Below are 11,919 nucleotides of genomic sequence, written 5' to 3'. Positions count from 1 at the left end.
GAGTCATGGTCCCGCTGTCCCACGCGCAACGACGGTTGTGGTTCCTGAGCCGGTTCGAGACCGGCTCCGCGTTCCACGTCCCGTTCACCCTCCGCCTGCGCGGCGCCGTCGACGTCGGCGCGCTCCGGACGGCTCTGGCCGACGTCGCGGCCAGGCACGAGGTGCTCCGCACGGTGTTCCCCGACGTCGACGGGGTGCCGGAGCAGCAGGTGCTCGACACGGCGCCGGACCTGCTCGTCGAGCCGTACGGCGAGGGGGTCGTGGAGGCGGCGGCCGAGCTGCCGTTCGACCTCGCCGTCGACCTGCCGCTGCGCTCCTGGCTGTTCGAGGTGTCGCCGGACGAGCACGTGTTCCTCGTCGTGGTGCACCACATCGCCAGCGACGGCTGGTCGATGGGACTGCTGCTGGCCGGGATCGCCGAGGCCTACGACGCCCGGCGCAACGGCCGGGCCCCGGAGTGGGAGCCGCTGCCGGTCCAGTACGCCGACTACACGCTGTGGCAGCTCGACGTGCTGGGCGAGGAGGACGACCCGGACAGCGCGATCTCGCGGCAGCTCGCGTACTGGACGGAGTCGTTGGCGGACCTGCCGGACGAGCTGGCGCTGCCGTTCGACCGGCCGCGCCCCGCGGAGTCGACCGGCGAGTGCGGGCTGGTGCCGGTGCTGGTGCCGTCGGGCACGAGCGACGCGCTGGCCGAGCTGACCCGCGAGACCGGCGCGACGATGTTCATGGTCCTGCAAGCGGCCGTGGCCGTGCTGCTGGCGAAACTCGGTGCGGGGGAGGACATCCCGCTCGGCGCGGCCGTCGCGGGCCGCACGGACGAGGCGCTCGACGAGCTGATCGGGTTCTTCGTCAACACGGTCGTGCTGCGCACGGACGTGTCCGGCGACCCGAGCTTCCGCGAGCTGCTGGCACGGGTCCGCGAGCTGGACCTGTCCGCGTTCGGCAACGCGGACGTGCCGTTCGAGCGGCTGGTGGAGGCGCTGAACCCGGAGCGCTCGCTGGCGCGGCACCCGTTGTTCCAGGTCATGCTGGTGCTCCAGAACAACTCCGACGGCGACATCAGCTTCCCCGGCGCGGACGTGGCCGTGGAGTCTGTCGGCTCGCACTCCTCCCGGTTCGACCTGACGGTGAACCTGCGGGAGCGCGAGAACGGCGTCACCGGGCTGATCGAGTACGCCACCGACCTGTTCGACCCCGCCACGGCGGAACGGCTCGCGGGCCGGTTCACCGCCGTGCTGGACCAGGTGGCCGCCGCGCCGGACGCGCCGCTGAGCACGCTCGACGTGCTGCTGCCCGGCGAGCGCGAGGCGCTGCTGCCCGACACCGCCGCCGACATCCCGGACTGGTGCGTCCACGAGCTGGTGGAGGGGCACGCCCGCACCACGCCGGACGCGGTCGCGCTGGTCTTCGGCGACGAGCGGATCACCTACGGCGAGCTGAACGCGCGGGCCAACCGGGTCGCGCACCACCTGATCGCCGACGGCGTGCGGCGCGGCGAGCTGGTCGGCGTGTGCGTGGAGCGCGGGCCGGACTTCGTGGTGGCGCTGCTGGCCGTGCTCAAGACCGGCGCGGGCTACCTGCCGCTCGACCCGTCGCACCCGGCCGAGCGGATCCGGGCCGTGGTGCGGGAGGCGGGCGCGCATCGGGTGCTCACGGCCGTCCCGGACGTGTCCGCGCACTCCTCCTACGACCCGGTGCTCGACATCGACCCGCGCGGGACCGCCTGCGTGCTCTACACGTCCGGCTCGACCGGCGTGCCCAAGGGCGCGATGGGGTCGCACCGCTCGGTGGTGCGCACGTTCTTCGGCCAGTCGTACGTCCACTTCGGACCGGACGAGGTGTTCCTCCAGTGCGCGCCGGTGTCCTGGGACGCCGCCGTGCTGGAGCTGTTCGGCGCGCTGCTGCACGGCGGGACCTGCGTGCTGGCACTGGGGCAGAGCCCCGACCCGGCCGACATCGCCCGGCTGGTCGAGCGGCACGGCGTGACGGTGCTGTGGTTGTCCGCCGGGCTGTTCGCGGTCGTGGCCGACCTGCACCCGGAGGTGTTCGGGCGGGTCGCGCAGGTCGTGACCGGTGGGGACGCGCCATCCGTCGCGCACGTCGCCCGCGTCCGCGCGGACCACCCGGACCTGGCGCTGGTGCACGGGTACGGGCCGGTCGAGAGCATGGTGTTCGCGACCACGCACCGGATCACCGCCGCCGACGCGGTCGTCGTCCCGATCGGCAAGCCGCTGGGCAACACCGACGTGCACGTGCTGGACGACTCCCTGCGGCTCGTGCCGCCCGGTGTCGTCGGCGAGGTCTACGTGGGCGGACTCGGCCTGGCGGAGGGATATCTGGGCCGCGCCCGGCTCACGGCGGAGCGGTTCGTGGCGTCGCCGTTCGGGTCCGGGGTCCGGCTGTACCGGACCGGCGACCTGGCCCGGTGGAACGGCCGAGGCGACCTGGAGTTCGTCGGCCGCGCCGACGACCAGGTCAAGATCCGCGGGTTCCGGGTGGAGCCCGGCGAGGTGGAGGCCGCGCTGGCGGCGCACCCGGCCGTGTCGAGGGCGGCCGTGGTCGTGCGACCGGACTCCTCCGGGCAGAAGCAGCTCGTCGCCTACGCGGTCGCGTCGGTCGACGGGCCCGCGCTGGCCGAGCACCTGGGCGCGGTCCTGCCCACGCACCTGGTGCCCGCCGCCGTGCTGGTGCTGGACGCGCTGCCGTTGACGGCCAACGGGAAGCTGGACCGGGCCGCGCTGCCCGAACCGGACTTCGCCGCCGCGGCGGGCGGTCGGGCCCCGCGCACGGCCCGCGAGGAGATCCTGTGCGGGCTGTTCGCCGAGGTACTCGGCCTGCCGTCGGTCGGGGCCGACGACAGCTTCTTCGCGTTGGGCGGGCACTCCCTGCTCGCGACCAGGCTGGTGAGCCGGGTGCGGTCGACGTTCGACGCCGAGGTGTCGATCCGGGCCGTGTTCGAGGCTCCCACCCCGGCGCGGCTGGCCCTGCGGCTCGACGGGCCGAACGCCCGGCCCGCTTTGACGTCCCGTGAACGACCGGAGCGACCGCCGCTGTCGTTCGCCCAGCAACGGCTGTGGTTCCTGGCCGAGTTCGGCGAGCGGTCGGCGTACAACGTGCCGTTTGCGCTGCGGCTGCGCGGCGCGCTCGACCTCCCGGCGCTGGCGGCCGCGCTCGACGACGTGGTGGCGCGGCACGAGGCGCTGCGGACGGTGTTCCCGGTCGTGGACGACGAGCCGTACCAGCACGTCCGGGCGTCCGGCTCGGTGCCTTTCGACGTGGGGGAGTACTCGGCCGAGGCGGTGACGGCGGCGGCGTGGCACGAGTTCGACCTGGCGTCGGAACTGCCTATCCGGGCGTCGGTGCTGGTCGTGTCACCGGACGAGCACGTGCTCGTCCTGGTGCTGCACCACATCGCCTGCGACGGCTGGTCCCTCGGACCGCTGCTCGGCGACCTCGGCACGGCCTACGACGCCCGGCGCTCCGGAGGTGCGCCGTCGTGGTCGCCGCCGCCCGTCACGTACGTGGACTACGCGCTGTGGCAACGGGACCTGCTCGCCGCGGACGACCAGACGGCGTACTGGACCGAGGCGCTGGCCGGGTTGCCGGAGGAGATCGCGCTGCCGGTCGACCGCCCCCGCCCCGCCGTGCCCGGCGCTGAGGCGGGCGTGGTGCCGGTGCACTGGGACGACTCCGTGCGGTCCGGGCTGGTGGAACTGGCCCGCGCCACCGGCACGACGCTGTTCATGGTGCTGCAAGCCGGGTTGGCCGTGCTGCTGTCGCGGATGGGCGCGGGCGACGACCTGCCGATCGGCACGCCGGTCGCGGGCCGCACCGACGAGGCGCTGGACGACGTGGTCGGGTTCTTCGTGAACACGCTGGTGCTGCGCACCGACGTGTCCGGCGACCCGAGCTTCCGCGAGCTGCTGGCACGGGTGCGGGACACGGACCTGTCCGCGTTCGGGCACTCCGACCTGCCGTTCGAGCGGCTGGTGGAGGTGCTGAACCCGACGCGGTCGCTGGCGCGGCACCCGTTGTTCCAGGTGATGCTGGTGGTGCAGAACAACGCCGGGGCGTCGCTGGAGTTCCCCGGTGTCGAGGTGGCCGCCGAGCCGATCGCCGGTGGCGCGGGGAAGTTCGACCTGAACCTCAGCCTCGGCGAGACGCCGGACGGGCTCGACGGCGTCTTGCAGTACCGGACCGACCTGTTCGACCTCGCGACGGCCGAGTCGCTGGTGGCGCGGTTGGCGGCGGTGCTGGCGCAGGTCGTGGTGGCTCCGGACCTCCCGGTGGGCGCGGTGGACGTGCTGCTGCCGGGGGAGCGGCAGAGGGTGTTGGTGGACTGGAACGCCACGGACCACCCGGTGCCCTCGCTGTCGGTGCCGGAGGTGGTCGAGGCGCAGGTCCGGCGCACGCCCGACGCCATCGCGGTGGTCGACGGGCCGGACTCGCTGACGTACGCCGAGCTGAACTCGCGGGCGAACCGGCTGGCGCGGTCGCTGGTGGCGGCCGGGGCCGGACCGGAGGAGGTCGTGGCGCTGGTGCTGCCGCGGTCGGCGGACCTGGTCGTGGCGCTGCTGGCGGTGCTGAAGACCGGTGCGGCGTACGTGCCGGTCGAGGTGGACTACCCGGCCGACCGGATCGCGTACCTGCTGGAGGACGCGAAACCCGTGCTGGTGCTGGACTCCGTGGCGGTGCCGCAGGGCGACGACACCGACCTCACCGACGCGGACCGGGTGCGGCCGCTGCTGCCGTCGCACCCGGCGTACGTGATCTACACGTCCGGGTCGACCGGGAAGCCCAAGGGCGTCGTGGTGTCGCACGCGTCGGTCGTGGACTACCTGGCGTGGGCCGGGGACGCCTACCCGAGCGCGCGTGGCGAATCGCTGTTCCACTCGCCGATCGCGTTCGACCTGACCGTGACGGCCGTGCACGTGCCGCTCTCCGTCGGCGGGACGGTGCGCGTGACGCCGTTGGACGGCTTGGGTGACTTCGCTTGCGGGCTGTTGAAGGCGACGCCGAGCCACTTGGCGTTGCTGGCCGAGTTGCCGGACGGGTTCTCGCCGACCGGGGACCTCGTCGTGGGCGGGGAGCAGTTGCTCGGCGAGGTGGTCGACCAGTGGCGGGAACGGCACCCGACCGCGACCGTGGTGAACGAGTACGGGCCCACGGAGGCGACCGTGGGGTGCACGGAGTTCCGGGTGCGGCCGGGGGAGTCCCTGCGGCCGGGCGCGGTGCCGATCGGGCGGCCGACGTGGAACACGCGGGTGTACGTGCTCGACGGGTTCCTCCGGCCGGTGCCGGTCGGGGTGGTCGGCGAGCTGTACGTGGCCGGGGACGGGGTGGCGCGGGGGTACCTGAACCGGCCGTCGTTGACCGCCGGTCGGTTCGTGGCGTCGCCCTTCGGCCTCGGGGAGCGGATGTACCGGACCGGGGACCTGGTGCGGTGGCTGCCCGAGGGGGAGTTGGAGTACCTCGGGCGGGCCGACGACCAGGTGAAGCTGCGCGGGTTCCGGGTCGAGCTGGGCGAGGTGGAGGCGGCTCTCCTGGCCTGTTCCGAGGTGGCGCGGGCGGCGGCCGTGGTGGTCGCCGAACGCCAGCAGTTGATCGCGTACGTGGTGCCCGCGGGCACGTCCGTGGACACCGGGGTGCTGCGCAAGCGCCTGGCCGACGTCCTGCCGCAGCACCTGGTGCCGTCGGCGTGCGTTGTGCTGGACGAGTTGCCGTTGACGCCCAACGGGAAGCTGGATCGGGCGGCGCTGCCCGCCGTCGACCGTTCCGGCGTCGGGCGAGCCGCTCGGACGCCCCGTGAAGAGGCGTTGGCGGGGTTGTTCGGCGAGGTGCTCGGACTGTCCGGAGTGGACGTCGACAGCTCGTTCTTCGACCTGGGAGGGCATTCTCTGCTCGCGGTGAAGCTGATCGGGCGGGTGCGGGCGGTGCTGGGCGCGGAGATCAGCATCCGGGACCTGTTCGAGTCGCCGTCCGTGGCGGAACTGGCGCCGCGGCTGGACGGCGGGGCAGGCGATCCGCTGGCCGTGCTGCTGCCGCTGCGGACGGGAGGCGTTGGGGCGCCGCTGTTCTGCGTGCACCCGGCGGCCGGGATCAGCTGGGTGTACTCGGGGCTGCTGCGGCACGTGGACTGCCCGGTGTACGGGTTGCAGTCGCGCGGGCTGACGGAGCCCGAGGCGTTGGCGATGTCGGCCGACGAGATCGTGAAGGACTACCTGGAGCGGATCCGGGAAGTCCAGCCCGAAGGCCCGTACCGGCTGCTCGGGTGGTCGTTCGGCGGCGGGATGGCGCACCTGCTGGCGGAACGGCTGCGGGCCGAAGGCGAACGGGTGTCGTTGCTGGCAGTGCTGGACGGGTATCCCACGCGGGCGGACGCGGCGGTGCCGCCGTTGGTGGCGTCGGACCCGGAGGCGCTGGCGGCGATGGTGCGGTCGCTGGGGCACGAGCCGTCGGTGCCGGGAGTGCCGTTGTCGGCGCTGGTCACGGTGTTCGCGCAGAACGTGAACCTGATGAGCACCGTGACGTCCGGGTTCTACGACGGGGAGATGCTGTTCTTCACGGCCACCGCGGACAAGGGGCCGTCGTCGCCGGTGCCCGGCGACTGGTCGGCGCACGTGGGTTCGCTGGAGGTGCGCCCGATCGACTGCTCGCACGGGGAGATGACCGATCGGGTGGCGCTGGAGGTGGTGGGACCACTGGTCAACGAACGCCTGACATGACGCCTTATGCCGGAATATCCGCCCCTGATTGTGGGAATCAGCCGTTCGAGGGGTGGCGGCGGGCGGCCCGATCGGCACACTGAGCGTGTTCGCCTGATCACCCCTGCATGGTCAGGCCTGCACGAGAGGTGCTTGCCTTGCGATCGAAATCCCTGCTCACTGCCGTGCTGGTGGCGGCGGCCCTGGTCGTCCCCACGACGGCCACGGCCGCTCCCGGCGGCGTTCCCTACGTCTGGCGGGTGCCGGTCACGTCCGCCGCCCAGATGCACCAGTTGGACGAGGCCGGCTTCGACGTCACCGAACGCGACGCGGACGCCGTGCTCGTCGTCGGCGACGCGGCCGAAGCCCAGCGGCTACGGCGCGCCGGCTACGCGCCCACCCGGTTCGACACGGTGTACAAGCCGTTGGACGCCGGGAAGGCCGACGTCAGCGCGGCGACGTTCTACGGCGGGTACAAGACCCCCGCCGAACAGGAAGCCCACCTGGACGCCGTCGCCGCCGCCCACCCGGACCTGACCACGCAGTACGACATCGGCGACTCGTGGCGCAAGACCCGCGGGCTGTCGACCGGCCACGACATCAAGGCCATCTGCATCACCAAGAAGCAGGCGGGTGACTGCGCCCGCACGCCCAACTCGACGAAGCCGAGGTTCTCGATCATCGCGCAGATCCACGCGCGCGAGCTGTCCACCGGTGAACTGGCCTACCGGTGGATCGACTACCTGGTGAACGGCTACGGCACGGACGCCGACGCGACGTCCATTTTGGACACCACCGAGGTGTGGGTGGTGCCGGTCGCCAACCCCGACGGCGTCGACCTGGTCGCCGCGGGCGGCAACAGCCCGAGGTTGCAGCGCAAGAACGCCAACAACCTGCGCGGGTGCAGCGGCACGTCCATCGGCATCGACCTGAACCGCAACTCGTCGTTCAAGTGGGGCGGCGACTCGAACTCCCCGTGCGCCGAGACCTACCAGGGCGCGTCGGCGAAGTCCGAACCGGAAACCCAAGCCCTGGAAAACCTGTTCACCTCGATCTACCCGGACCAGCGCGGCAGCTCCGACACCGCCCCGGCCCCGGTGACCGCGCGCGGCACCATGATCACCCTGCACAGCTACGGCAACGACATCATCGTCCCGTGGGGCTGGAGCCCGACGAAGGCCCCGAACGACGCCCAGATGCGCGCCTTCGGCAAGAAGATGGCCGCTTACAACGGGTATCTGGTCGGGACGAACGAGGAGACCGTCGGCTACGACACCACCGGCACGACCGACGACTTCACCTACGGAGTCCTCGGCGTGGCGAGTGTGACGTTCGAGGTGGGCGCTTCGAGCGGCACCTGCGGCGGCTTCTTCCCGGCTTACTCCTGTGTGACGAGCACGTTCTGGCCGAAGAACAAGGGGGCGTTCATCGTGGCGGCCAAGGCCGCGGCAGCGCCTTACCAGAGCTGACCGATTCGGCCGGGCGCTCCTTTGGGGCGCTCGGCCGTTTGGCTTTGGGTGGTTCTTGCGTTGGGGTGTGGGCTTGCTGTGGCTGGTTCGGTCTTGGCCTTCGGGTGCGTTGGGGGCTTCCGGTGAGTTCGGCTTCCAGCGGATCCTTCGAGCGGTTGCCGGTGTCAGCGGGGTCGGTTGGTGGCTGGCGATTTCCAGCGTGGTCTGTCGGCGGCTGCCGGTGTCAGCTTGGTCTGTCGGCGGCTGCCGGTTCCGGCGTGGTCGGGTCGGCGGCTGCGATTTCCAGCGTGCTGTGGCCGATTTGACATGGGGCCCCTCATTTCGGCCTTGATCGGGCCAAAAGGCAGTGCCCGAAAGCTCTGCCCGATCTCCAATTTTAAGGCCGAAATCCCCATGTCAAATCGGCCACGTTCCGTGGCCCGCACCCGCCGGTAAGCAGCACCCACCAATCCGCCCCACCACCCCGACCCCACTCACCCCCACCCCACTCACTCTCATCACCCCAAGCCCACCGCCTCAATTCATTACCCCGGCCCGACAACTCGACCCACCAGTCCGAGCCGCCCCCAGAAGCCCACCTGCCCTGGCTCACTTGTCCGCGCCCGCTGCTCATATCCGCTGCCCGAGCCATCACCCTGGGCCCTTCATTTGGCGTTTGCTGGCTCCTCATCCGCTGCCCTAGGACCGTCGGCCTGAATCCCTTGGTCCGTCCGACCACCCAACTCTCGCAGCCAAACTCGGCCGCCGCGCCCACAGCCTGCATCCGCCCCGAACCCGCCGCCCCGAACCCGCCGCCCCGAACCCGCTGACTCGGACTCGCCATCCCGCATCCGCATCCGCATCCGCAGCTCTGCCCAATTCCGTACTTGCCACCGAGTCCGTGACCCCGTGACCGCCGATTCGAGCCCGCTGGCCCAAGCCCACCGGCCAGATGCCACTACCCTCACCCCTCACCCCTCACCCCTCACCCCTCACCCCTCACCCCTCACGCCCGCTTTCTCGCCTCTCACCCCTCGCCTCCGCCTTCTCCCCTCTCCCTCCGGCTGGGCTGTGTCCCACTTGGTCACGCTGGCTTACGATCCCCTGCTTATGCAGCAGGTTTCCACCCGCGTGCGTGCGGGTTACGCGATGGGCTCGTTCACCACTGGGGCCTTTGGGACGGTTCCCGGTCTTCTGCTGCTTCCGTACCTGACCGACAGCCTCGCTGTGCCCGCTGCCGTTGCCGGGTTGCTGGTGTTGCTGCCCAAGGCGTGGGATGTGGTGTTCAATCCTGTTGCTGGGCGGATCAGTGATCGGGCTGGGGCTCGGCGGCCCTTCCTGTTGTTCGGTGGAATTGCAGTGGCTGTACTTTTTGCGGCGCTGTTTGCTGGTGGGTCGGCGGTCTACGTGGCCGTGGTGTTTCTGCTCTGTGCCACGGCCTACGCGTTCTTCCAGGTGCCGTACGTGGCGATGATGGCTGAGATCACCACGGACTACGACGAGCGCACCCGGTTGATGGCGTGGAGGATGGCCATCCTCGCCCTGGCGATTCTGGTGAGTGGGGCCGGTGCGCCCGCTGTCCGGGATGCCACCAGTTATCCCGTGATGGGGATCGCTGTTGGGGTGCTCATCCTGGTGGGGACGTTGGCCACCTACTTCGGCACTGCCGGCGCGTCCGTGTCACAACGGGTCGCTGTGTCGGCTACGCCGCGTGAGCTGTGGGCCGTGGTGAAGGACTGTCGGCCGTTTCGGCTGCTGTTGGCCGTGTTCGTGGTGCAGGCCGTTGGGCTGGGGACGATGTTGGCCGGCGTTGACTACTTCGCGCGGTTGGTGTTAGGGGACTCGGCTTATCAGACGTTTCTGTTCGTCGGGTTTGTCGGGCCCGCGTTGGTGGTGATGCCGTTGTGGCAGCGGGTGGGGCGGAAGTACGGGAAACGGGTTGGGCTACTGGTTTCCTCGGCGGTGTTCGCCGCCGCTGTGGTGGGGCTGGGGGCGTCACGGGTGCTGCCCGTTGGTGTGGTGTTCGGGCTGATGGCGTTCGTCGGGGTGGGGTACGCGGGGATGCAGGTGTTCCCGTTGGCGATGTTGCCTGATGTGATCACCGCGTCCGAGGAAGCCAGTGGGACGAGTCGGGCCGGGTTGTTCTCCGGGGTGTGGACTGCTGGGGAGACGTTGGGGTTGGCGATCGGGCCTGGGGTGTACGGGTTGGTGCTCGCTGTTGGTGGGTACGAAGCCAGCTCGGACGGTGCTGTTGTGCAGTCGTCCGGGGCCGTGTTGGCTGCGTTGATCGGGTTCACGGCCATTCCGGCCGTGTTGGCGTTGGCGGCGTTGCCGTTGCTGAGGCGTGAGGAGTCCGCGTGAGCGTGCTGGACGAACTGCGGGCGTTGCGGGACGGGGACCTGCCCACCCACGGCGGGCGGACGTTGGCCTACGTCTACGACAGCGCGGTGCCGGGGCTCGACGAGTTGGCCGCGAGCGCTCACGCGTTGGCGTCGTCGGTCAACGGGCTCGACCCGACGGCGTTCCCCAGCTTGCTGCGGCTGGAGAACGACGTCGTGGCGATGGCGGCGAAGAACCTCGGCGGGACCGACGCGACCGTCGGCACGGTGACGTCCGGGGGCACCGAGTCGTGTCTGTTGGCTGTGTTGGCCGCGCGTGACGCACGGCCCGAGGTGGCCTCGCCGTCGATGGTGATCCCGGAGACCGCGCACGCCGCGTTCCACAAGGCGGCGCACTACTTCGGGGTGCGGGTCGTGGCCGTGCCGGTCGATCCGGAGACGTTCCGCGTGGACGCCGAGGCGATGGCGGCGGCGATCGACGGTGACACCGTGCTTGTGGTCGCGAGCGCGCCATCGTACGCGCACGGTGTCGTCGACCCGGTGGTGGAGATCGCCGCCGCCGCGTTGAAGGCGGGGGTGCGGTGTCACGTGGACGCCTGCATCGGCGGGTGGGTGCTGCCGTACTTCCGGCGGCTCGGCGTGGACGTCCCGCCGTTCGACTTCTCCGTGCCCGGTGTCACGAGCGTCTCCGTTGACCTGCACAAGTACGCGTACTGCCCGAAGGGGACGTCGGTCCTGCTGCACGCGTCGGCGGAGCTGCGGCGGCCGCAGTACTTCGCGAGCGCGGACTGGCCCGGCTACACGATGCTGAACTCCACCATGCAGTCCACGCGGTCCGGTGGGCCGCTGGCGGCCGCCTGGGCGGTGACCCGGCACCTCGGCGACGCCGGGTACCTGGAGCTGGCCGAGAAGACGTTGGGCGCTGTCCGGCTGATCCTCGAAGGGATCGAGGGCATCGACGGGCTGCGGGTGCTGGGGCGGCCGGACTCGACGTTGATCGCCATCACGGCCGACAGCGACGAGTTCGACGTGTTCACCGTCGCCGACGAGATGCGGGCGCGGAACTGGTACGTGCAGCCGCAGTTCGCCTACGGCGGGTCGCCCGCGAACCTGCACCTCACCGTGACGGCGGCGAACGCCGGTGGCGAGGCCGCGCTGGTGGCGGACCTGGCCGACTCGGTGCGGGCCGCCGTCAAGGCCGGGCCGGTGCCGGTCGGGGCCGAGGTGGTGGCGGTGATCGCGGGGCTCGACCCGGACACGTTGACGGCGCAGGACTTCGCCGGGCTCTTGGTCGCCGCCGGGCTGGGCGGCGGCGACAGCGTGCTGCCGGAGCGGATGGCCCCGGTCAACGCGCTGCTCGCCGCCGCACGGCCGCGGTTGCGGGAGCGGTTGCTGGTGGAGTTCCTGGGGGTCCTCTACAGCTGA

At 71.2% G+C, this 11,919-nt stretch carries 4 protein-coding genes; all 4 read left to right on the top strand.

All coding sequences use genetic code 11. The features are described 5' to 3' along the window. Window positions 1-5: 5 nt before the first annotated feature. The 4 genes from ACFWW9_RS22120 (at window position 6) to ACFWW9_RS22105 (ending at window position 11,919) form a co-directional block, all read left to right on the top strand. The gene (locus ACFWW9_RS22120; RefSeq protein WP_390380867.1) at window positions 6-6,728 is read left to right on the top strand and encodes an amino acid adenylation domain-containing protein; all 6,723 of its coding nucleotides are present in this window, start codon (window positions 6-8) and stop codon (window positions 6,726-6,728) included. A 128-nt stretch (window positions 6,729-6,856) separates the two neighbouring features. Beyond that, window positions 6,857-8,176 (top strand): M14 family zinc carboxypeptidase, encoded by a 1,320-nt coding sequence (locus tag ACFWW9_RS22115; protein WP_390380864.1) that lies wholly within the window; start codon window positions 6,857-6,859, stop codon window positions 8,174-8,176. Between the two features lie 1,089 nt (window positions 8,177-9,265). Next, window positions 9,266-10,516 (top strand): MFS transporter, encoded by a 1,251-nt coding sequence (locus tag ACFWW9_RS22110; RefSeq protein WP_390380861.1) that lies wholly within the window; start codon window positions 9,266-9,268, stop codon window positions 10,514-10,516. 2 nt (window positions 10,517-10,518) lie between these two features. Further along, complete coding sequence (locus ACFWW9_RS22105; protein WP_390380930.1) at window positions 10,519-11,919, top strand: pyridoxal phosphate-dependent decarboxylase family protein; 1,401 nt, start codon at window positions 10,519-10,521, stop codon at window positions 11,917-11,919.

It is taken from the genome of Umezawaea sp. NPDC059074 (genome assembly GCF_042738955.1).
In the GTDB taxonomy this organism is placed as follows: Bacteria; Actinomycetota; Actinomycetes; order Mycobacteriales; family Pseudonocardiaceae; genus Umezawaea.
The sequence above is the reverse complement of the archived record's forward strand: the minus strand, read 5'-3'. Positions and strand labels throughout refer to the sequence as shown.